The following is a 23,054-nucleotide window of genomic DNA, read 5'->3' on the forward strand; positions in this document are numbered from 1 at the left end:
TACAAGTTCCATTTGCATAGTAAAATGTTTCTTTATCTTTGTAGCTCAAAATAATAAATTAAAAAATAAGAATATGGCATTAGCAATAACAGATGCTACTTTTGATGAAGTAGTGTTGAAATCAGACAAACCAGTAGTAGTAGATTTTTGGGCAGCTTGGTGTGGACCTTGTAGAATGGTTGGGCCAGTGATTGACGAAATTCACGGAGAATATGACGGTAAAGCTGTAGTAGGTAAAGTTGACGTAGACGCCAATCAAGAATTTGCTGCAAAATATGGTGTTAGAAACATTCCAACCGTACTTATTTTCCAAAACGGAGAAGTAGTAGGTAGACAAGTGGGTGTTGCTCCTAAAAAAACATACACTGACGCTATTGATGCGTTACTATAATACAAATTCAAATCAGTTATAAGGTCTAACGAGAGTTAGGCCTTTTTTATTTGTTAAAATAATTTTCAAATCGATTCATTTTCAAATTTTCAAATTATCTTTGGGTTATGAAGATAGAAGAACAAAAAGAACTCATTTCCGGATTCAAGCATCTTGAATTGTTAGCCAATCAAGTAGTTGAAGGGTTTATTTCGGGTATGCACAAATCTCCTTTTCATGGATTTTCTGCCGAATTTGCAGAACATAAAACCTACAATACAGGAGAAAGTACCAAGCACATTGACTGGAAATTATTTGCCAAAACTGACCGATTGTATACCAAAAGATTTGAAGAAGAAACCAATCTTCGTTGTCATTTAATAATTGACAACTCGTCTTCGATGCATTATCCTAAATTAGAAGGAAATCAGCCGTTCTACGAGAGTAAAATCGGATTTTCAGTATTGGCTTCGGCCGTATTGATGAATTTACTTAAAAAGCAACGTGATGCGGTTGGATTGAGTGTCTATTCGGATAATTACGAATATTATGCGCCCGAAAAAGGAAGCGACCGCCATCATAGGATGTTGTTGAATAAATTGGAAGGTCTCCTGGAGTCACCCAAAATATCAAAACCAACCGATACGATTACTTTTTTACATCAAATTGCTGAAAAAATGCACCGTCGTTCTATGATTATTATTTTTACAGATATGTTTCAAAACGACAATCAAGAAGCCTTGTTTAATGCGCTACAACATTTAAAACACAACAAGCACAAAGTAGTTTTGTTTCATGTAATTGACGAAAAAAGAGAGCTGAGTTTCGATTTTGATAACACACCACGTAAATTTATCGATGTCGAATCAGGAGAAATTATCAATCTATTTGCTGAAAATGTAAAAGAAGAATACGAAAATAATATTAAAAAGTATTTTAAAAGCATTTCGTTAACCTGTGCTCAGAATAAAATTAAGTACGTTCCTGTTAATGTTGGTGCCGATTTCGAAAAAATAATGACTACATATTTGGCTGAAAAACAAATGTTTGGTTAGTAGAGTTGAAAATAACTAAAAAAAATAAGAAAAAACGTTTGCAAGTATCAAAAACGTGTGTATATTTGCAACCGCAATAAAGCGATGGTTTGGTAGTTCAGTTGGTTAGAATACATGCCTGTCACGCATGGGGTCGCGGGTTCGAGTCCCGTCCAGACCGCTAAATTGGGAAAAGCACTTCAGAAACGAAGTGCTTTTTTGCCCAAAAAAGCAAATGAAATGTAAGTGTTGTTTTTATTTTAATTCAGCAAGTCATTCAAAATTAGTTGTGTTGTTTCGTCAAGCCTTGTAAACTTGACAAAATGGTTTAGTAGTTAGACCAATGAAAAGCTTTCCACTTTTGTGGATGGCTTTTTTGCTTTTATAAAGTTTCATCTTTTTTTACTATTTTTGAATCCATCATGAAAAGAATAATTCAAATAGCATTTTTTACGGCAGTAGTAGTATGTTCAGCTGGAAATACTTTCGGACAAGATAAACAAGGTACTGATCCCGACGGTTCTTTGAAGCAATCGATTTACATAAAATATAAAAGAGAAGTTCAAGCTTTTGATAAGAAAGCTTTTGATGCCTTGTTTTTCGATTTTTTTCAAAAGCAAAATGATAATACGATAACGCTAACGAAAGAAGAATACTACACCTATACTATCAAAATAGCTATTTATTCGGAGAAACTTGGACTTTTGTATAAAAATCAAAAAGAAGAAGCCCAACGTACCAAACAAGAATGGTTTGATAAAAAATATTCCGACTATTTAAATTCCAAACACTAATATACTTTGAAAAAGTTTTCAGTTCTATTATTACTCTTGTTTTTGCAATCTTGTCAATATTTTGAGAAGCAAGTGCCTTCTGAAAAAGAATTGCTGGAAAAACAAATCAAAGAAATAAATTGGAAAGAAGTTGATGAATACCCATCTATAGTCGACTGTCAATCTATATCTGATGTAGCGCAACGAAAACAATGTTTTTTTGAGTTTTTATCGGCAACAATACAGCAAAAATTGAGTGTGGATACGTTGAAAATATTATTTCCGAAACTCGATACCATTGAAGTAAAGGTTACCGTAAATCCTGATGCTACTATGCAATTTGAACCTCAATTTCCTAGAGATACAGTGGCTTATGACACCATCAAAATCGACAGCATTTTAAAACTGAAATTGGTCGATTTTCCAAAAGTTAATCCGGCCAGCAAACGTGGTATTCCTGTTAAAACGCAATTTATTTTACCAGTAATCATTAAAACGGGTAAATAATTACTTCGAAAACGTTCTGCCTTTCCAAGTAAAAGTTCCAAATAACGAATAGATTCCTATTAAACTCGAAAAAATGGGATATATTAAGCTACTGGCTAAAGGCAATACGATTTTTCCTTTTCTTAAATATGCATTCGATTGGTAAAGTAATATGTAATCGATACCATATTTTACAATGAAAATGCATAGAAGAATGGACCAATTGAGATAATTAAATAGCCAAAAAGTAAATCCAACCACCAAACTCAAGTTCATTAACAACACGGCCACCGCCAAAATTTTAGCATAAGTGTTTTTATAACCCGTAGTTTTGCTTGCCCAACGAACGCGTTGCATGAATAATTGAAACAAATCGTTTTCGGGTTTGGTTTTTACTAGGAAACCGGTGTTGCGTAAGTATGCTATTTTTTCAGGATTTTTTTGAACCGCTTTTTGCAATAAAAAAACATCATCACCGCTAGCTTGTTCGTTAATGCCACCAAAACCGCCCAATTCATGGAAGAATTTTTTCGTGTAAGCAAAATTAGCGCCATTGCACATAAACGGCTTTCCAATTCCGAAACTGCCTATGGTTGTTCCTTGCAAACTCAATAAATCCAATTGTTGGAAGTGATGAAACCAGTTGTTTTTGGTTTTGTAAACCACAGCGCCAACCACCATTTCGGTGCTGTTTTTTTGAATAAAATTATCCAAAGTCAAGAGCCAGTTTTTGTTGACAGTACAATCGGCATCCGTAGTGATAATCCATTCGTTTTTTACAATAGGAATGGCTCGAGTAATGGCGTCTTTTTTAGGAGAATTAGACAAGCGCAAATTTTCTAAAAGCGTCGAATGAATCAATCCGTTTTCCATGCGCCATTTGATGTACACACGTTCTGAAGCGTCTTCCGAAAAATCGTCAATCATGATAATTTCAAACAATTCGACAGGATAATTTAGATTTGAAATGGATTGTAATAGTTTGCCTAAATTCTTTTCTTCGTTTCTAAACGGAACAATGATGGAGAAGGTTGTTTTGGGTTTTTCGTTGGTTCTTTCAAATGATTTTACTTTGTGAAAACCAATTGTAAGCTGTAAAATGAATACAACATAAAGACACAAACAAATGAAAAGTACTATTTCAATCATAAAATTTATAATACAGATTACACAAATTTACATAGATAAATGATACAATTCGATATAAATATCTTTACACGAGTTAATCTCTTTGTGGAGCAATCTTAAAAATTAACACAAAATAACTTCCAATGATCACAGGCAACACCACATTCAAAAACCACATGAGCGTGGTTACAAAAATGACCACCCATTCGTTAACACCCAGTAATCCGAAGAAATACACAGCCAAACTGCCTTTTAAAGCAAAGTCTAAAAATTGAAAACTCGGAATGATGGAAGCTAAAAAATAAACGGTAGTAATGGTTGCCATCAATGTGGTGTATGATAAATCAACATCAAAAGCCAAAAACAAAAAATAATATTGATGGGAAAACACCAAATAGCGACACATTCCTAATGCAAAATTCTTGCGGTGAATGTTCTTCGGAATTTCGTTAATTCGTTGTATTAAGTTTTCAATCGAATAGCCTTTAATGGCAATGGTTTTGGTAAAGTAGGAAACCAATAGAAACACAACTGTAAATACTAAAATTCCCAAACTCCAAAGCCAATAGCCCAAAAGGAGCATGCCTAATAATCCAAAAAAGCCAGTGGCAACAATCTGAATTCCGTTGCAAATCAAGTTGAGGAAAATAATTTTTTTAGCCTCATTTTTTTCAAAATACAACGCTTTTCCAGCATATTCACCAACTCCAACTGGAGTAAAAACGCCTAAGGTTAAAGCGGCAAGGACTTGTTTAGTAGCTTCGTAAACGGATATTTTTCGAACTACTTGAGCCAAATTTTGCCATTTTAAAATCTCAAAATAACGGTTTAGAAAACTGAAAAATAAAATAAAAGCAATTCCTGCAACCGACTGGTTCTTATGGTATAACACTAAAAAACGTTCCCAATCTAACTTGTCGTTGTGCGCTAATTGATCATAGATAAAATAAAAAGCCGCAATAACAATCAAAAGTTTGATTATAAAAACGCCGAATTGTTTAGCTTTGTGAGGAATTGAAATCATTGTTGCAAAAGTAGTCAATTTGAAGATGAGACAATTTGAAAATTTGAAAATGAAAAGCAAAATAGGATGTAACGGTTAATGAAAAATTGATAATCCTCAAAACATATGGCACACGAACGCATCATATTAGGAATCGACCCTGGAACCACCATTATGGGTTTTGGTTTGATTAAAGTCGTCAATAAAAAGATGGAATTTCTTCAGTTAAACGAATTAATTTTATCCAAATACGACGATCATTATACTAAATTGAAAGTCATTTTTGAACGGACTATCGAATTAATTGAAACGCATCATCCTGATGAAATTGCTATTGAAGCACCTTTTTTTGGAAAGAACGTGCAATCGATGTTGAAGTTGGGAAGAGCGCAAGGCGTAGCAATGGCGGCCGGATTGTCGCGTCAAATTCCGATTACAGAATACGAACCAAAAAAAATAAAAATGGCGATTACCGGTAATGGAAACGCCACCAAAGAACAAGTCGCCAAAATGTTGCAACAACTTCTCGGATTGAAAACACTACCCAAAAACCTCGATTCTACTGATGGATTAGCGGCTGCCGTTTGTCATTTTTTTAATTCTGGAAAAGTGGTTGGAGCTAAGAGTTATACCGGTTGGGATGCTTTTGTAAAACAGAATGAAGAACGCGTAAAGAAATAATGAGCGGCATCTACATCCACATCCCTTTTTGCAAGCAAGCATGTCATTATTGCGACTTTCATTTTTCAACATCTTTGAAAAAGAAAGAGGCAATGGTTTTGGCTTTGGCTAAAGAAATCGAAATGCGAAAAAGTGAGTTCCAAGATGAGGTTGTGGAGACTATTTATTTTGGTGGTGGAACGCCGAGTATTTTAGAAATTTCCGATTTAAAATTATTGATTGATACGGTTTACAGTCATTATAAAGTTATTAAAAATCCAGAAATCACTGTAGAAGCCAATCCAGATGATTTATCTAAAGAACGCATCATCGAACTGTCTCAACATAAAGTAAACCGACTTTCTATAGGCATTCAGTCGTTTTTTGAAGACGATTTAAAACTGATGAATCGTGCTCACAATGACCAAGAAGCACGAGCTTGTTTGGAATTTGCTACAAAACATTTCGACAATATTTCGATTGATTTGATATACGGAATTCCAGGCATGAGTAACGAAAAATGGCTTCAGAATATCAAAACCGCTTTATCATATAATATTCCACATATTTCCAGTTACGCCTTAACGGTAGAACCCAAAACGGCTTTGCACTCGTTCATCCAAAAAGGACTTATTCCGCAACCCGACGATGAAGTAGCTTCAGCACATTTTCAAATTTTGGTAGACCAATTAGCAGAACACGATTTTATCCATTATGAGATGTCTAATTTTGCCAAAGAAAACTATTTTTCTAAAAACAATTCGAGTTATTGGTTGGGAAAAAAATATATCGGAATTGGTCCGTCGGCTCATAGTTATGATGGTGAAAAACGCGGTTGGAATGTTTCTAATAATGCCCTGTATTTGAAAGCAATTCAAGAAAATCAATTGCCCATTGAAACCGAAATCTTATCCAAAACAGACCGGTATAATGAGTATGTAATGACTGGTTTGCGAACAATTTGGGGAATTTCTTTAGAAAGAATTGCTACCGAGTTTGGTCAAACGTATCTCGATTATCTCAACCAACAAGCGGCCAAATATATGGAAGATCATTTGTTGTTTGTAGATGAAAATATTTTGAGAACTACCAAAAAAGGAAAGTTTTTAAGCGACGGAATTGCTTCCGACTTATTTATGCTGAACTAGTTTCAGCATCTGTTGAGTTTAAAGAAAAATGTGTGAACTAGTTTTAGCATCTATTGAACGTAAGAAAACTAAATATGATTAAAGGATACACATATATAACGACAAACAAAAACTTCTCAGTTTTATATATTGGTGCTACTAAAGATTTGAAATATAGGATAGAATGTCATAAAGATGGAACCGGAGCTGTTTTCACAAAAAAATATAACGCTTCTATTTTAATATATTTTGAAGAATTTGATGATTATCGAGATGCATTTGCAAGAGAAAAACAATTAAAGAGTTGGCATAAAGATTGGAAATGGAATTTAGCAAAACTTTCAAATCCTGAATTAAAAGATTTATATTTGGAGTTATAAATTAGTGTCTTTTTAACAAGTTTACATAAAGTTGAAAAGATGCTGAAACAGGTTCAGCATAAATGAAAGCAACAATCAATAATATCGAAATTAATCTATCAAAGCCGATTGATATTTCCATTCCGTTATCCAATACTGATGCCAATCCAATTGCGTGGTATATTGAAAAACCCGAAATTGAACCTGTAAAATTTGGTGATTGGGTTGGAAAAGTGTCGGAAGGAAGTTCGACCAATTTCAATAATATTTTCTTCAACCCACACGGACATGGAACCCATACCGAATGCTTGGGTCACATCACAAGAGAATTCTATTCCATCAATCAATGTTTGAAACAATTTTTCTTTACGGCTCAATTAATTTCCATTGGACCTGAAATGATGAATAATGATTTGGTGATTACCAAAAATCAAATCGAAACCGCATTGAACGGAATAATTCCTGAAGCAATTGTCATTCGAACCTTACCCAATTTAGAATCGAAAAAACACACCAATTATTCCAATACCAATCCGCCTTATTTGGAAGAAACTGCTGCCACATTTATTCGAGAAATCGGCATTCAGCATTTATTGATTGATTTGCCTAGTGTAGATCGGGAAGAAGATGAAGGGAAATTGTTGGCACACAAGGCTTTTTGGAACGTAAAAGACGTTACTAATTTGAATGATGATGCACGATTGCATTGCACCATAACGGAAATGATTTTTGTTGAAGAAACTGTTTCAGACGGAAGTTATATTTTAAATTTACAAATTGCTTCATTCGAAAATGATGCTTCGCCTTCAAAACCTGTTTTATATAAAATATGATTACCGTTTCTACAGATAAAAATAAACTCGATGTGCCGTTCCTTCAAAACTTTTTGAAAGATGTGTATTGGGCCGCGGGACGAACTATTGATGAGGTTCAGACCACGATTGACAGTTCGGTTTGTTTCGGAATTTATTTGAATGATATTCAAATCGGATTTTGTCGTGTCATTACCGATTATGTAGTTTTTGCGTATGTGATGGATGTGTTTATTGACGAACAACATCGTGGAAAAGGCTATTCGTCTATTTTAATCCATGCGATGATGAGCGAACCTCAATTGCAACACGTCAAAATTTGGCGTTTAGCTACATCGGATGCCCATTTTTTATATCAAAAATTTGGATTTACAAGTTTGGCACATCCTGAAAAAATGATGGAGAAAATAGTTACAAGTAAACAGTAATTAGTGAATAGTCAAAAGCTAATCACTAATTATTTATCACTAATCACTTAAAAAAATGAACATACAACAACTTTACGAATTTTGCTTGTCCAAAAAAGGAGTTACCGAGCATTTTCCATTTGATGAAGACACTTTGGTTTTTAAAGTGGGTGGCAAGATGTTTTGTTTGACTTCACTCAAAGAATGGGAAAAAGGCACGCCAACACTCAACTTAAAATGCGATCCAGAACGTGCTGAAGCACTTCGAGCCGAATATGAAGCGGTAAATCCGGGATTTCACATGAGCAAAACCCATTGGAATACGGTTGATTTTCACAGTGACGTATCCAATAAAATGATGTGCGAATTGATCAACCATTCTTACGATTTGGTTTTCAAAAGTTTGACTAAAAAAATTCAAAACGAAATTATTGAATTAGAAAATTAGGCATTACTTTTGCGTAGCGAATAAAATAAAATTCAAAACAACTATCATGATTGATAATTTAAAGAAAATATTGAACGAAGACCAAGATCCAAAAGCGATTGAGAAAATCACTGCTAAACTGGAAAATTTATTAATGTCTAACGAAGAAGTTGGATATATTGCGGTTCAAAAGAAACCAGCGGTCAACATTCTACCCGACAGTATTGTAGTAACCAACAAGCGAATTATTCTTTGCAAGCCTAAAAATTTAGGATTGTCTATGGAATTTGTGGATTATGATTGGGATGATATTGCGGCAAGTTTTGTAAAAGAAGGAATTTTAGGTGCCGATTTTACGTTTACTACCAAATCTGAATTGACCCATACCGTTGATTATTTGCCAAAAAATCAAGCTAGAAAGCTATATACGTTTGCTAAAGAACAATTGGACTTACTGAAAAACCCAAAACCTGCAGCTCCAATCGTTGAAGACGTAAAACCAATTGAAACGGTTGAACCATCAGCTGAAATAGAAGAAACAATAGAAGAAGTAGCCACAGAAGAAGTGACTAACTATGCAGAAATACTGCCTGTAGCACAATCGGGTTATCGAGATGAAAAACAGCATCCTGATGGAATAAACGATTCTGGTGAAAGAAGACTTAGTGAACTATCTCAAGACGAATTGTTTGAAAAGCTTCAAAACTATAAGAAGTTATTAGACAACGGATTGATTCTTCAAGGTGAATACGATAATTTGAAGAAAGAAATTTTAAGTTATATGTAACATTAGAACATTAGTTTTTAAGGCGCATTTTTATGCGCCTTTTTCTTTATGTCTATAGTTGAAACTTATTTATCGATACATTCATCTACAGTAAAACTAAATTTATCGATTTTACAAAAAACTTCATTACTTTTCGGTAATATTATATAATATTTGAACAAAACTACTAATCCCTTACAATGAATAAATTACTGAACATTCTTTTTATTGAAGACGATATTATAGAAGGAATGAAGTTTAATAGAGTTCTATTTAAACTTGAGCTAAAACATCGGTTGATTGAGGTAAATAATGGAGAAGAAGCATTAGAATTATTACAGTCAGGAGGAGATTTACCCGATATCATATTATTAGATTTAAATATGCCGAAAATGAATGGGATTGAGTTTTTAAGAATTTTAAAAAAAGATGAGTCCTTAAAAAAAATTCCTACGATTATTTTCACAACCTCTAACAATCAAAAGGACATTCTAGAATGTTACAAAATAGGGATTGCAGGTTATATTATAAAACCATTGAAATATGAAGATTATCAAACAATAGTTAAGAAAACACTTGACTATTGGACTGCTAATGAATTAACATAAAGATTATGTATGGTATTATTAATAAAGCAATAGAAGAACTTGTTACTGCAAATTTTGGTAAAGAAAAGTGGGGGTTAATTGTTGAAAGAAGCGGTATCGAGTTCGATTTCTTTATCAGCAATGAACCTTATGATGATGAAATTACGTTTAAGTTGGCAACAGCTATTTCAGATGAGATGAATATGAAGATTGAAGACGTGTTGATGGTATTTGGTGAATGGTGGATAATGAAAGCAACAAAAGAAAAATACAGTGGTTTAATGGAGTCTGGTGGGGCTAATCTAAAAGAATTTATATTAAATTTACCATTATTTCATAACAGAGTAATGTTAATTTATTCTAAGTTATCTCCTCCAGAATTTAAGGTAACTAATGTAACAGATGATAGTCTTTATCTTCATTATTTATCAAATAGAATTGGGCTTCAAGAATTTGTAAGAGGATTGCTCCAAGGTTTAGCAAAAAGATTTGAGACTAATATTTCAATTGAATTGATACAATCCCGAAATGAAGGTCATTCTCATGAAATTTTTAAGATTATTTGGCTGTAATTATGGAAGATTTTCAATTTAAGTTTAATCTTGATCATTTTAACAAGCTTTTTCCATTCTATCTTTTAATTGATAAAGATTTAACTATTAAAAGATTTGGGAATAGTTTGCATAAATTAATGCCTTTTATCAAAGAAGATGGCTTATTCACGGAAGTCTTTAAAATAAAACGACCAAATCACGATAAAATTGATGCAAATATTTTAACTGACCTTTATTCACAGTTAATTATAATTGAATCGTTAGAGGAAACACCAGTAGTTTTAAGAGGTCAATTCCAAAATTATAATGATTTGTTTCTTTTTGTTGGCTCACCTTGGTTTGTTACTATGGATGAGATGAAAGAAAAAAATCTCAAATCAAATGATTTTGCTATTCACGATCCTCTTATTGACTTTCTTCACATGCTAAAAAAACAAGAAAATAGCAATGAAGATTTAAAAGAATTGATAGTTAAGATTGAAGAACAAAAACAAATTTTAATTCAGGATAAAGAAGAAATAAAAAAACTTTCTTTAGTAGCTAGTTCCAATGAAAATGGTGTTGTTTTAGTTGATTTACAGGGAAATATCTTTTGGGTCAACGATTCATATTTGAACATAACAGGATATGCAAAATGTGATATAATAAATAAAACAATGGTTGATTTAGGTGTTTCTGAATTGACAAACCCTAATGTTTTAAATGAAATGATTTTATCATTTAAAGAGGGAAAAATATTTGATTACGAGGTAACACATAAAAAAAAGGACGGAATGTCTTTTTGGGCAAGAATGAAAGGACAGCCGGTTTTAGATTCTAATGGAAAATTTGTTCAATATTTTGTGGTAATTGAAGATATAACAAATGAAAAAAGAATTAGCGATCAACTTAAAAAATCTGAAAACAGATTAGCCTCTTTAATTGTAAACTTACAGCAAGGAATTTTGCTAGAAGATGAAAATAGAAAAATACTTCTTGTAAATAAGAAATTCTGTAATATGTTTAATATAAGCCTCGATCCAGAGTCAATGATTGGAATAGATTGTACTGATTCTGCCGAGCAAGCAAAAGGATTTTTTAAAGATCAAGAATGTTTTGTTAGTAGAATAAATGAAATATTAGAAAATAAGCAAGTCGTTACTCAGGAAGAACTAGAATTAGTTGACGGAAGATGTTATGATAGAAAATATATGCCAATTATATTGGATGGTGTTTTTAAAGGGAATCTATGGAGTTATGAAGATATTACGCTGAAAAAAAAGTATGATAAAAGCCTAACACACGAAAAAGAAAAATATAGAAGCATTATTGAAAATATGAATATTGGCTTGCTGGAAGTTGATAATAATGATAGAATATTACTTGCTAATCACTGTTTTTCTCAGATGAGTGGTTATACTATAGATTTTCTTATAGGTAAAAAGGGAGCAGAAATTTTTTTAGATGAAGAAGAAAAAAACAAACTCAATAATAAAGAAAAAGATCGAAAAATGGGAATTTCAGATTCCTATGAACTTATTATCAAAAACAAAGATGGTGAAGAACGAATTTGGCTTGTGAGTGGTGCGCCTAATTATAATTTAAATGGTGAACTGATAGGGTCTATAGGTTTACATTTTGATATAACAGACGTTAAAAAATTCGAAAATCAAAGACAACAATTGCTAGAAAAACTAGAAAAACAAAACGAACAGTTGTTAGATTATGCTCAAATCGTTTCCCATGATTTGAAATCTCCTTTAAGAAGTATTCACTCATTGATTACATTTATTAAAGAAGACACTGATGTAGTATTTAATGAAAAAACAATTAGATATTTTAATCTTATTCAAGAGAAAACAGAAAAAATGGATTTTTTAATTCAAGGAGTTTTAACTTATTCTAAAATAGAAAATATAGAAATAGTTAAAGAAGAAATTGATTTAAATGATTTAGTGAATAATATTAAAGAAATTATTTTTATTCCGTCCCATATTAATGTAGTTGTTAAAAATAAGTTGCCCATAATTAGAAACGATATATTCAGAATGCAACAGTTGTTTCAAAATTTAATAAGTAATGCAGTAAATTATAACGACAAACCTAAGGGATTAGTAGAGATTTCATCTGAAGAATACAATGACAATTATGTTTTTACCATAAAAGATAATGGAATTGGAATTGAAAGAAAAAACCAAAAAAAAATATTTGAAATGTTTCAATCGTTTAATTCTGATTATAAATCAACCGGTATAGGACTTTCAATTGTTAGAAGAATCATAAAGAATGGTGGTGAAAAAATATGGCTAGAAAGTCAAAAACAAAAGGGGACAACATTTTTCTTTACATTACATAAATAAATTATGAAAGAAATACCAAACTTAATTTATTTGAATCAACTTTCTAACAATGACAAAACAGTAAGTAATCGATTGATGTTAGTTTTGCAAGAAGAAATCCAGGAAGAAATAGAAAGTTATAATTTAAAAATATTTCAAAATGATTTTGTTTCAGCGGCAGAAATGGTTCATAAGTTAAGACATAAAATAGGATTTCTTGGAATGGAACAAGCCTATAATATGTCTAGTCAATTTGAGCAAAATTTAAGATTTAATTCGTTAAATTTAAAAGATGAGTTTGAATTGGTTTTGGAAGTTATAAAAGAATTTATATTAAAACATTAATTAAATGAAGTGCATAATAATTGACGATGAAAAATTTGCAAGAACGGTTTTATCAACCATGATCCTTAAATCTCCAGATCTTGTTCTTGCTGAAGAATTTGACAATGCAATAGACGCCATTAAATATCTCAATGATAATCATGTTATAGATTTAATTTTTTTAGATATTCATATGCCAAAGTTTTCTGGTTTTGATTTTATTAAAACGTTAAAAAATTTACCACAAATAATTTTAGTTACAACGGACAAAAATTTTGCAATTGATGCTTTTAATTATGATTGTATTACCGATTATTTAGTAAAGCCAATTCTTCAAGAACGATTTGACAGAGCAATTAATAGAGTGAAAATCAACAAAGAAAAAGTAAATAACTTTGTTGGTTTAAACCATTCTACTAACAAAGAAATCTACATAAATATTGATAAACGATTAGTGAAAATTGATATTACGACTATCAAGTATATTCATGCTAATGGCGATTATATTGTAATTAAAACGGAAGCTGTTAATTATACCGTTCACACTACTTTAAAGAAAATAGAAGAGAAGTTACACAACTCCTCTTTTCTAAAGATACACAGGTCTTACATCATAAATTTAAATAAAATTATAGATATTCAAGATTCTACAGTTTTAATAGATAAAGAAGTTATTCCAATAAGTAAAAGTAAACGTTCAATATTAATGGAATCCCTTAATCTTTTATAAAAGGTCATGTTTCTATACTTTTAAAACCTCTTTTTTGAGGTTTTTTTGGTTTATATAAACACCATATCGATAGTTAAAGCATTTTTAACTTCAAGAATAACAGTTTCAACGAATTTTTGGTGCTCTCAAATCACGTTAAAGCTAATTTTGTTAAAAAAACAGGTAACAAATTAGCCAATAATAGTATGAATTTCAATTTTTCTAAAACTTTTTTCACTTTAATGCTTTTACTCAATGAAACTAGTTTTTTTGCTCAAGATCAGGATGAGACTAACAGTTTTACAGATTCGAGCTCAGAAACTTTTGCAAGAGATTCTCCGCCTGTAGCTAGTATTGATACGTATCAATATTATATGTTAGGAATTGCAGTTCTCTTAATATTTTATTTTTTTAATAAATATGAAATAATTAAAAAAGAATAATTAATATCTGTGTATGAATACAAAATATTAATGATTCTCAAAAAGAAGATATAAAAATAAAGTAAAAAATATACCCCTAAAACCAATTCAAGTATGACTGTCCCAAATCAATCAAAATTAGAATATTTTAACTCCTATGGTTTAGTTTTTGATGACAGGTTCTATTTTAAAACTGATTATAATTTTTCATGCATTCCATTTAATTCCATTAAAAGAATTAAAATAGTTAAAGGCAGAGAATTTAAAATCAATTTGCTAATATTTTTAATTTCATCTCTCTGCATCAGTTTTTCTTTTCTTTTATTAGATGAACAGATGGTATTTAAAATAATAGGTGTCATCATAATGACTCCATTGATGATAAGCTCTTTTTTGTATAAAAAATATTGTTATAAAATTGTTATTGTTACCAAAGATCACCAACCTATTTCAACAATTGTAAATCTGAATTCAAAAGAGGAGGCAAAAAAAATAGTTTCTCAAGTAAACAAAAAACTAAATGTTACTCACAAGATGCTAGAAGCTAGTTAATATTGGAGTTTATCAATTAACATATTAAAATGAAAAAAAATGGAAAAAAGAATATACGTCTATGACACTTCTAAAGGTTTTTCATCTTTTATAAAACATTATTATTCTGAAAAAATGCAAATTGATGTTTGTACAAATAAAAAGAACTTCTTTATAGATAAAATTACTGATTATCAAGTGTGCTTTTTCATAGTAAATGATATAGAAGATTTTTTTAATTTACGAAAAGTATATTTGAAAATTGAACATTTTTTTATTGGATCTCCTCATAAAATAATGTGTGAAAAAATTGAAAATTTACATTATGGAGATGTTGTTTATATCGATTTCAATCATAATAAACACGATATATTAAATACGATTAATTATAATTTGTCCTATAAAAACATTATTTAAATCAATTTAAAAAAGACATCACTGACAGTTACTTTTATTAAAGTTTAATGAGCCATAAAACGGTAAGGAGTTTTGTGCTCAACTGTCAGTTTGTTTATTTTAAGTATTTACATCGACTTCTTCTGCTTCTCCACAAAACCATCCGCTTGTAATTTCAATAATTCTAAAGCGCCTTTCTTTTTGTAGGTGTACAGTTCTTTATCGTCTTTAATATCGGCATACACTTTATCATAAATGGCCGCATCGGTTTTCTTTTGCAAATCACTTTGGTAGCGATTTTGTTCCAATACGTTTTTGATTCCCATTTCGGCAGCTTCTTGTTTGAAATCATATTCGCCTCTTGGGGATAACAATTTGGCAATAATTGGCGAAGTTTCTATGGCTAAAAACAACAACATAATAAAAAACGAAGGCAACCAGGGTAATTTGTTCAAAGCATTAATTCGAGCCATTAATCCATCAAAGCCATCAATAATAGGTTGGGTTTCGGTCACTTTTTTGTCTAAATTGGCTTGTAAGGTTTTGGCAGTTGTTTCTTTTTCGGCAATGATTTTGGCATTGCTTATTTTTAAGGAATCCAGTTGTTTGGAAGCCAAATCATAAGCAGCACGTTTTTCTTTATAAATAGGGCCTTTACCCATTTTTTTGGTTCCGGCACTTCCTTCGGCTTCGGTAATATAGGATTGATAAAGTGCAGCAACTTCTTTTTCTTTCTTAGTAATTGAGGCTTTCAAACTATCAGTTTCGGCTTTGTTTTTATCGACATCAGTTTTGAAGTAATTCGCGACTTGCTTCTTGTTGTTTATCGCCATTTCGTTTTTCTCTTTCAAAATAACGGTGTTGATTTCCTTTTGAAAAATTTTGATTTCCAATGGTTTTGAAATTACGATAGCAATGATAATGGCCAATACAATTCGTGGTGTAGCTTGGATAAATTCGTCCAAAAAATTATCTCGTTTTTTAATAGTAGAAACGATGAATCGGTCGAGATTGAAGATTAACAAGCCCCAAATTAATCCGAAGAAAACTGCGGTGTAAATGTTGTCGAAAACCGTGAATAGCGCATAACTACCTGCGATAAAAGCCATAATGGCTGTGAAGAAAACAGTAGCGCCAATTCCGGCATATTTGTTTTGTTCGCCGTTGGAACAACCGTTCACAATGTCACTATCGACACCCGAACATAAGATAAAGAAACGTTTTAACATGATGATTGATTTTTGATTTTCTCCGCTGCGCTTCGAACAGTTCGGCTTCGCCTCGGGTGATGATTGATGCTATACAAATTTAACGCCAAAAAAATCAGAATGTTATAAGTTGTTGATTTTTAACAAAAAAAATCCGTTCACTCAATTAAGAATAAACGGATTTTTAAAAATTGCGTTCTTTGCGTAAAGCCTTGCGTTCCTTGCGGTTAAATTATTTACTCATTTCCACAAAATACTTATAAAACAATGGAATAGTTTCAATACCTTTCAAGTAATTAAAAATTCCAAAATGTTCGTTAGGCGAATGAATCGCATCACTATCTAAACCGAATCCCATTAATATAGTTTTCGATTTTAATTCTTTTTCAAATAAAGCTACAATTGGAATGCTTCCACCAGAACGCACTGGAATGGCAGGAACTCCAAAAGTTTCGGTATAGGCTTTGTTAGCGGCTTGATATCCAATGCTGTCAATTGGGGTTACATAGCCTTGCCCGCCATGATGCGGTGTAACTTTGACTTTTACTGATTTTGGAGCAATACTCACAAAATGTTTCGAGAACAATTCGGTGATTTCTTCCCAATTTTGATTCGGAACCAAACGCATGGATATTTTAGCATAAGCTTTGCTTGCAATAACTGTTTTGGCGCCTTCACCAGTATAACCACCCCAAATTCCGTTTACGTCTAAGGTTGGACGTATGGAGTTTCTCTCGTTGGTTACATAACCGGTTTCACCATACACATCGTCAATATTTAAGGCTTTTTTGTAATTGTCTAAACTGAATGGAGCTTTCGCCATTTCGGCTCTTTCAGCAGCAGAAAGTTCTTCTACTTTATCATAAAAACCTGGAATGGTAATATGGTTGTTTTCATCATGCAACGAGGCAATCATTTTAGTCAACACATTAATCGGATTAGCAACAGCGCCACCATAAAGTCCGGAGTGTAAATCGCGATTAGGTCCGGTAACTTCTACTTCTACGTAACTTAAACCACGTAAACCAGTAGTAATGGAAGGTTGTTGGTTGGAAATCATTCCAGTATCGGAAATCAAAATCACGTCATTGGCTAGTTTTTCTTGATTTTGAGTAACAAACCAACTCAAACTTTTAGAACCCACTTCTTCTTCGCCTTCAATCATAAATTTTACGTTACACGGCAAGGTGTTGCTTTGGATCATGTATTCAAATGCTTTAACGTGCATGTACATTTGTCCTTTGTCGTCGCAAGCACCACGTGCAAAAATGGCGCCTTCAGGGTGAATTTCGGTGGTTTTAATTACGGGTTCAAACGGTGGAGAAGTCCATAATTCCATCGGATCTGGTGGTTGCACATCGTAATGTCCGTATACCAAAACGGTTGGTAAGTTTTTATTGATTATGTGTTCTCCAAAAACGATTGGATAACCCGGTGTTTCGCAAATTTCAACATGATTACATCCTGCTTTTTCCAAACTTGCTTTTACGGCATTGGCAGTGTCAATAACATCTTGGGAGTAAGCAGTATCGGCACTTACCGAGGGAATTTTTAATAATTCGATTAATTCGTTTAGAAAACGCTCTTTGTTTTCTTGTACGTATTGTTTTATATTGTCCATTATATTTGATAATTAATAACTTCAAAAATACTAAAAAATAATTTTAAAAAAATTTATAATTCATCATTCATAATTCATAATTATACTTATATTTGCACTCACAATTTTTGCGGGTATGGCGAAATTGGTAGACGTGCCAGACTTAGGATCTGGTGCCGCGAGGCGTGTAGGTTCGAGTCCTATTACCCGCACAAAGCCCTAACGAAAGTTAGGGCTTTTTTATTTTTGTGAAATCTTAAGAATAAAAAAAACGCCTTTCAAAAGAAGGCGCTTTTAGTTTTATTTAGAGGATTTGATCCAACTATCAATTTTCTTTTCGAGTAGTGCTAATGGCATAACTCCCGATTCTAAAACCATGGCATGGAATTTTTTAATATCAAATTTAGCTCCCAATTCTTTTTCGGCTTTGTGACGCAACTCGATGATTTTTAATTGTCCAATTTTATACGACAAGGCTTGTCCTGGAATCGCCATATAGCGTTCTACTTCAGAAGTAATACTGGTTTCACTTTCGGCTTCGTTGTCTAACGAATATTGAATGGCTTGTTCGCGCGTCCAACCTTTGGCATGAATTCCGGTGTCCACAACTAAACGAATGGCTCTGTGAATTTCGTCGTTTAGCATGCCTAGATACTGGTATGGGTCTTTATATAACCCTAATTCTTTACCCAAACTTTCGGTGTATAACGCCCAGCCTTCGCCATAAGCCCCAAACCAATTGTATCTTCTAAAATCGGGTAAGCTGGTATTTTCCTGTTGCAACGACATTTGAAAATGATGTCCCGGAATGGCCTCGTGCAAGAATAAATCTTCGTCTTCAAGTACGTTATACTCTTTGGCATTTGGAATTGGAACATAGAAAATACCAGGTCTCGAGCCGTCAACGGCACCTTGAATGTATTCGGCACTGGCGGTTTTTTCACGGAAAGCTTCGGTTCTTCTAATTTCAAACTTGGTTTTGGGTTGCAGCGAAAATAATTTATCTACGTTGGGTTTTATGGTGGCATAAATTTTTTGAAAATGCGCTAAAACTTCTTCAGGTTTGGTGTAAGGTTTTAGTTCTTTTTTGTTGCGAACTTCATTTAAAAATTCTTTTAGTGTGCCTTTAAAACCTACTTGTTCTTTTACTTTTTCCATTTCGGCATTCAAACGCGCTACTTCTTTTAGACCGATTTCGTGAATTTCTTCAGGTGTTTTGTCGGTTGTAGTCCATTGTTTTACATAGGCTTTGTAGATTTCTTTTCCGTTTGGAATGCTACCAATACCGCTTGTGTTTCTGGAAGCTGGAAGGTATTCTGTTTTGAGAAAAGCAATCATTTTTTGGTAGTTCGGCATTAATTTTTCATTGATTACAGCTGTATATTCTTTAGTTAAATTACTTTTTTGAGCTTCAGTGAAATCAGTTGGAAATGTTTTTAAAGTGGAGTAAAAAATATTGTCTTCTATTTTGGGAGTGACGATTTCTTCAAATTGCGGAATCACTTTTATTGTCAATGATTTTGGCAACACCATTCCTTTGTCGATTCCTTTTTTCATGTAGACGATTGCCGAATCAATCCAAACGGCATATAAGTCCATTCTTTTCAGGAAGTTTTTATAATCTTTTTCGGTTTTAAAAGGTTGTGCTGCCGAACCGCTAGCGTATTGTGCCATAGTTAAATGCGTGCCCCAAAATTGTTGCAGCGGCATTAAGTTAGTGGGTTGCTTTAGAAGTTCTTTACCCACTTCAACTTCCCATTTGATGATTTCGTAGCTGTTTAATTCTTCTGCAGAAAGATTTTTGGTGTCAATATTAGCCAGTTCGTTTTCGTATTTCTCAAAAAATTCGGCTTGTTTTTTTCGGTACGAATCGGTCATTTCAAAAACCAATTGGTCGTTGTATTGATTTTGACCATTAACAGTGGCGTCTAATGGGCTTAAAGCATTTTTATCGTCAAAATAATTATCCGTTAGTTTTTTAAAATCGATGGCTTTTTCTTCCGATTTGCAATGCGTTAAAAGCAATGATAGCAAGATTAATGAGGTAATCACTTTGAATTTTTTCATAGGTAATTTTGGTTAAAGTGGTTTAAAACTACTGATTTTTTCATTACAAATGCAAGCTAGCCCTGATTGAAGGAAATGCCGCGCATGACGAAAAGCAGGAAAATGGTCCCGAAGCTTCGGGAGCAAAAGGAACCAAGCCATTCGCTTCAAAAAACATTATGCATTGAGCGCTTCTACCACGATGTCTTTGTCGTTGAGCATGTCTTTAAGCATGTTTTCGATGCCGCTTTTAAGGGTAAAAGTGGATGAAGGACAGCCGTTGCACGAACCTTGCAGAATGACTTTTACACGTTTGTCATTTTCATCATAAGAATCGAAAAGAATGTTGCCACCATCAGCAGCTACGGCAGGTTTCACGTATTCTTCAAGAATGTTGATGATTTGTTGCGAAGTGGTGTCGAGGTTGTCGAAATTTTTGATTTGCTGTTTTTCGTGTTTGGCATTTTCTACGATACGTGTTTCGTCAATAACGGTACCGCCATTTTCGATGTATTGTTTGATGAATGTGCGAGTTTCAAGCGTAATTTCTTCCCAAGTAGCGATGTCGTATTTGGTGATTGAGATGTAATTTTCGTCGATAAAAATTTCTTTTACAAACGGAAACTGGAACAAATCTTTAGCTAATGGCGAAGCAGCGGTTTCGTCGATATTTTTGAATTCGACTGCCGTTTGGGTTAGTCTTTTGCTTACAACAAATTTAAGAGTTGCCGGATTTGGAGTGGTTTCTCCGTATACGGTAATGGCTGATTTTTTAGGTTTTAAAACGTCTTCGATGATGATTTTTCCGCCTTTGGTAACGTAGTCTTCAATTTGCTCGGCTACAGCGTCTTTTACATCATTCCAATCGACAATACTAAAGCGTTCAATAGCGATGAAATTACCAGAAATATATACTGTTTTTACAAAAGGCAAGTAAAATAATTGTTGTGCTAAAGGAGAATTTTTGGCTTCGTCGATATTTTTAAATTCGAAGCTTTCATTTTGAGTGATGAAATCGGGAAATTCAAATTTTAAAATTGTAGGGTTTTGTGTTTCTTTTATGTTGATTTTCATAGTGAATCGTGTATTTTTCTACAAATTTAACAAAGTTATTTTATGGGATTGTTTATATTTGGACTTTTAAACAATTAATTAACATTTGTGGCGTTATTTCTTAATGCCGAATTATGTTTCCTAATAAAAATTCATATGAAGAGACTTTTACTTTTTTTTGCTTTTCTTTTTCTTTTTCAAAACAGTTTTTCACAGGTAATTAATGTAAACACAACAACTTATACGGTGCCACAATTGGTGCAAAACGTATTGTTTGGAGCTACTGGATCAGCGGCTTCGTGTGCGGGAACCATTTCTAATATTACTTGGAGTACAGGGACGAATTTTGGTTCAACAAATGGAATTGGTTACTTTACCAATACCAATCCGAGTTTCCCACTTACAAACGGTGTTATTTTGAGTACAGGTAGTGCTACTGCGGCTCCTGGTCCGAATTCGGCTACCCAGAGTAATGGTACATTCACTTGGACTGGTGATCCTCAGTTGTTTAATTATATTCAAGGATTGGGAATCGATCCTGGATTGACCAGTTATAATAATGCTACGACATTGGAATTTGATTTTGTGCCTTTGTCTACTACAATGAGTTTTGATTTCTTGTTTGGGTCGGAAGAATATGGTACTTTTCAATGTGATTTTTCGGATGCTTTTGCATTCTTTTTGACCAATGTTACCGCTGCTACACCGCCAGTAAATTTGGCTTTAGTGCCAGGAACATCCGATCCAATTTCTGTGACTACTATACGAGACGATGCCAATAATAGTTCGTGTACTTCTGCTAACCCTACTTTTTTTGGGTCGTACACGGCACCACCTTCTGCAGCAGCTACAGCGGCCCCAACAAATTTTAATGGGTTGACTGTGTTGATGACAGCGTCTTCAACGGTTGTTCCCAATGATTTGTATCATATTAAGTTGGTTATTGCTGATAGAAATGATAGTTCATGGGATTCGGCAGTATTTTTAGGAGGAGGAAGTTTTAATATTGGTAGTGTTGTTACTTCAGGATCTGGTTTTAATGACCCAAGTTACACGGTAGCTGCTGGAAATGCTATTTGTTTTGGAGGTTCAAGGGATATTGTTTTTGGAGCAAATTCTATACCCGGAGCAATATATTCATGGTATAATGGAAGTACGTTAGTGTTTTCTGGACCGAGTAATACATACAGTGTGACCCAGCCAGGAAATTATACAGTTTCGGTTTTATTGCCTTCAGGATGTCAGTACAGCAGTACAAATACTTTTGTGGTTGAATTTTATCCGCCTATACCTTTGTTACAACCATTAGATTTAACTGAGGCTACAGGCATTTTCAATTTAGGCTCTAATACACCAGTAATGCTTAATGGGGCTAATCCTGCAGATTACGATATTAGTTATCATTTAACACTATCAGATGCTCAAAATATTGCAAATCCGATTGGTAATTTAACTACATTTCCAGGGACAAATGGACAAGTGATTTATGTGGCGATTCAGGATTTTGGTGGTGCAGGTTGTACAGAAGTTAGAAGTTTTGTGTTGTATACTTCGTGTTCGTCTATCACATTACCATCTACAAATCAGTCTTTGTGTCCTGGTGCTGATCCAACAGCATTTTCTGTAAACACAACTTTTACAGGGACTAATGCTATTAGTTATGTCTATTTTAATTCCGTTCAGACCGCAGATAATATGTATACTGGTGGAACTTTGTTAGGATATGCTACACCCGATGCATCTGGTCTTGCTACTTATGATGCTCCTGTTTTAGGTAGTGTAGGGTCGTTGCCAAATGTTATCGGGACTTATTATGTATATGCAATTGCAGATCCAGCTCCAACAGATACAACTTGTAGACCTTTTCAATTGATTCAAGTGAATGTAACTTCGGGTGCCACTTTAACGCTAACTTCTTCACCAGCCACTACTACCCAAACGGTTTGTGCTAATG

At 33.2% G+C, this 23,054-nt stretch carries 26 protein-coding genes and 2 tRNA genes; 22 read left to right on the forward strand and 6 right to left on the reverse strand.

What is annotated here, in order from left to right; genetic code table 11:
* Positions 1-73: 73 nt before the first annotated feature.
* The 5 genes from trxA (at position 74) to ACODSI_RS13385 (ending at position 2,684) form a co-directional block, all read left to right on the forward strand.
* The gene (gene trxA, locus ACODSI_RS13365; protein ID WP_488917361.1) at positions 74-391 is read left to right on the forward strand and encodes a thioredoxin; all 318 of its coding nucleotides are present in this window, start codon (positions 74-76) and stop codon (positions 389-391) included.
* 107 nt (positions 392-498) lie between these two features.
* Entirely contained in the window at positions 499-1,425 is a 927-nt protein-coding gene (locus ACODSI_RS13370) for a DUF58 domain-containing protein (protein WP_488917362.1), read from the forward strand.
* Between the two features lie 86 nt (positions 1,426-1,511).
* Positions 1,512-1,585 (forward strand) — tRNA-Asp (locus ACODSI_RS13375).
* 241 nt (positions 1,586-1,826) lie between these two features.
* The gene (locus tag ACODSI_RS13380; protein ID WP_488917363.1) at positions 1,827-2,198 is read left to right on the forward strand and encodes a hypothetical protein; all 372 of its coding nucleotides are present in this window, start codon (positions 1,827-1,829) and stop codon (positions 2,196-2,198) included.
* 6 nt (positions 2,199-2,204) lie between these two features.
* Complete coding sequence (locus ACODSI_RS13385) at positions 2,205-2,684, forward strand: hypothetical protein (RefSeq protein WP_488917364.1); 480 nt, start codon at positions 2,205-2,207, stop codon at positions 2,682-2,684.
* On the opposite strand, the gene ACODSI_RS13390 is transcribed toward ACODSI_RS13385, so the two are convergent.
* The gene (locus ACODSI_RS13390; protein WP_488917365.1) at positions 2,685-3,812 is read right to left on the reverse strand and encodes a glycosyltransferase family 2 protein; all 1,128 of its coding nucleotides are present in this window, start codon (positions 3,810-3,812) and stop codon (positions 2,685-2,687) included.
* A 73-nt stretch (positions 3,813-3,885) separates the two neighbouring features.
* The gene (locus ACODSI_RS13395; RefSeq protein WP_488917366.1) at positions 3,886-4,815 is read right to left on the reverse strand and encodes a hypothetical protein; all 930 of its coding nucleotides are present in this window, start codon (positions 4,813-4,815) and stop codon (positions 3,886-3,888) included.
* Positions 4,816-4,920: 105 nt separating this feature from the next.
* Here ACODSI_RS13395 and ruvC point away from each other — a divergent pair, with 105 nt between their 5' ends.
* The 15 genes from ruvC (at position 4,921) to ACODSI_RS13470 (ending at position 15,214) form a co-directional block, all read left to right on the forward strand.
* Complete coding sequence (gene ruvC / locus ACODSI_RS13400) at positions 4,921-5,475, forward strand: crossover junction endodeoxyribonuclease RuvC (protein WP_488917367.1); 555 nt, start codon at positions 4,921-4,923, stop codon at positions 5,473-5,475.
* Positions 5,475-6,602 (forward strand): radical SAM family heme chaperone HemW, encoded by a 1,128-nt coding sequence (gene hemW / locus ACODSI_RS13405; RefSeq protein ID WP_488917368.1) that lies wholly within the window; start codon positions 5,475-5,477, stop codon positions 6,600-6,602. The genes ruvC and hemW overlap by 1 nt, the downstream gene beginning before the upstream one ends.
* A gap of 74 nt (positions 6,603-6,676) precedes the next feature.
* Positions 6,677-6,961 carry a GIY-YIG nuclease family protein gene (locus tag ACODSI_RS13410; RefSeq protein ID WP_488917369.1) on the forward strand — a complete coding sequence of 95 codons (285 nt, stop codon included), beginning with the start codon at positions 6,677-6,679 and terminating at the stop codon, positions 6,959-6,961.
* A gap of 62 nt (positions 6,962-7,023) precedes the next feature.
* Positions 7,024-7,773 (forward strand): cyclase family protein, encoded by a 750-nt coding sequence (locus ACODSI_RS13415; protein WP_488917370.1) that lies wholly within the window; start codon positions 7,024-7,026, stop codon positions 7,771-7,773.
* Positions 7,770-8,180 carry a GNAT family N-acetyltransferase gene (locus ACODSI_RS13420; protein ID WP_488917371.1) on the forward strand — a complete coding sequence of 137 codons (411 nt, stop codon included), beginning with the start codon at positions 7,770-7,772 and terminating at the stop codon, positions 8,178-8,180. The genes ACODSI_RS13415 and ACODSI_RS13420 overlap by 4 nt, the downstream gene beginning before the upstream one ends.
* A gap of 55 nt (positions 8,181-8,235) precedes the next feature.
* Positions 8,236-8,607 carry an MmcQ/YjbR family DNA-binding protein gene (locus tag ACODSI_RS13425; RefSeq protein WP_488917372.1) on the forward strand — a complete coding sequence of 124 codons (372 nt, stop codon included), beginning with the start codon at positions 8,236-8,238 and terminating at the stop codon, positions 8,605-8,607.
* A 46-nt stretch (positions 8,608-8,653) separates the two neighbouring features.
* Positions 8,654-9,373, forward strand: coding sequence for a PH domain-containing protein (locus ACODSI_RS13430; RefSeq protein ID WP_488917373.1), 720 nt, complete (start codon positions 8,654-8,656; stop codon positions 9,371-9,373).
* 179 nt (positions 9,374-9,552) lie between these two features.
* The gene (locus ACODSI_RS13435) at positions 9,553-9,960 is read left to right on the forward strand and encodes a response regulator (protein WP_488917374.1); all 408 of its coding nucleotides are present in this window, start codon (positions 9,553-9,555) and stop codon (positions 9,958-9,960) included.
* Between the two features lie 5 nt (positions 9,961-9,965).
* Complete coding sequence (locus tag ACODSI_RS13440; RefSeq protein ID WP_488917375.1) at positions 9,966-10,511, forward strand: heme NO-binding domain-containing protein; 546 nt, start codon at positions 9,966-9,968, stop codon at positions 10,509-10,511.
* 2 nt (positions 10,512-10,513) lie between these two features.
* Positions 10,514-12,832 carry a PAS domain S-box protein gene (locus ACODSI_RS13445; RefSeq protein ID WP_488917376.1) on the forward strand — a complete coding sequence of 773 codons (2,319 nt, stop codon included), beginning with the start codon at positions 10,514-10,516 and terminating at the stop codon, positions 12,830-12,832.
* 3 nt (positions 12,833-12,835) lie between these two features.
* Positions 12,836-13,156, forward strand: coding sequence for a hypothetical protein (locus tag ACODSI_RS13450; RefSeq protein WP_488917377.1), 321 nt, complete (start codon positions 12,836-12,838; stop codon positions 13,154-13,156).
* Positions 13,157-13,160: 4 nt separating this feature from the next.
* Entirely contained in the window at positions 13,161-13,865 is a 705-nt protein-coding gene (locus tag ACODSI_RS13455) for a LytR/AlgR family response regulator transcription factor (protein ID WP_488917378.1), read from the forward strand.
* Positions 13,866-14,050: 185 nt separating this feature from the next.
* Positions 14,051-14,287, forward strand: coding sequence for a hypothetical protein (locus ACODSI_RS13460; RefSeq protein WP_488917379.1), 237 nt, complete (start codon positions 14,051-14,053; stop codon positions 14,285-14,287).
* Between the two features lie 93 nt (positions 14,288-14,380).
* A complete protein-coding gene (locus ACODSI_RS13465; RefSeq protein WP_488917380.1) occupies positions 14,381-14,818 on the forward strand; it encodes a hypothetical protein in 438 nt (145 codons plus the stop codon).
* Between the two features lie 39 nt (positions 14,819-14,857).
* Positions 14,858-15,214 (forward strand): hypothetical protein, encoded by a 357-nt coding sequence (locus ACODSI_RS13470; RefSeq protein ID WP_488917381.1) that lies wholly within the window; start codon positions 14,858-14,860, stop codon positions 15,212-15,214.
* A gap of 107 nt (positions 15,215-15,321) precedes the next feature.
* Here ACODSI_RS13470 and ACODSI_RS13475 read toward each other — a convergent pair whose 3' ends face one another.
* Together ACODSI_RS13475 and ACODSI_RS13480 are read right to left on the reverse strand one after the other, a co-directional pair.
* The gene (locus ACODSI_RS13475; RefSeq protein ID WP_488917382.1) at positions 15,322-16,422 is read right to left on the reverse strand and encodes a DUF4407 domain-containing protein; all 1,101 of its coding nucleotides are present in this window, start codon (positions 16,420-16,422) and stop codon (positions 15,322-15,324) included.
* Positions 16,423-16,633: 211 nt separating this feature from the next.
* On the reverse strand, positions 16,634-18,022 hold the full coding sequence (locus ACODSI_RS13480; protein ID WP_488917383.1) for a dipeptidase: 1,389 nt from the start codon (positions 18,020-18,022) through the stop codon (positions 16,634-16,636).
* A 109-nt stretch (positions 18,023-18,131) separates the two neighbouring features.
* Between ACODSI_RS13480 and ACODSI_RS13485 the strand changes: the two genes are divergently transcribed.
* Positions 18,132-18,213: transfer RNA gene (locus tag ACODSI_RS13485), tRNA-Leu, on the forward strand.
* Positions 18,214-18,301: 88 nt separating this feature from the next.
* On the opposite strand, the gene ACODSI_RS13490 is transcribed toward ACODSI_RS13485, so the two are convergent.
* On the reverse strand, positions 18,302-20,068 hold the full coding sequence (locus ACODSI_RS13490) for a DUF885 domain-containing protein (RefSeq protein ID WP_488917384.1): 1,767 nt from the start codon (positions 20,066-20,068) through the stop codon (positions 18,302-18,304).
* Positions 20,069-20,224: 156 nt separating this feature from the next.
* Positions 20,225-21,121 (reverse strand): NifU family protein, encoded by an 897-nt coding sequence (locus tag ACODSI_RS13495; RefSeq protein WP_488917385.1) that lies wholly within the window; start codon positions 21,119-21,121, stop codon positions 20,225-20,227.
* 135 nt (positions 21,122-21,256) lie between these two features.
* On the opposite strand from ACODSI_RS13495, the gene ACODSI_RS13500 reads away from it, so the two are divergent.
* A partial coding sequence (locus tag ACODSI_RS13500; protein WP_488917386.1) for a choice-of-anchor L domain-containing protein occupies positions 21,257-23,054 on the forward strand: 1,798 nt, incomplete at its 3' end.

It is taken from the genome of Flavobacterium sp. FG139 (genome assembly GCF_057809695.1).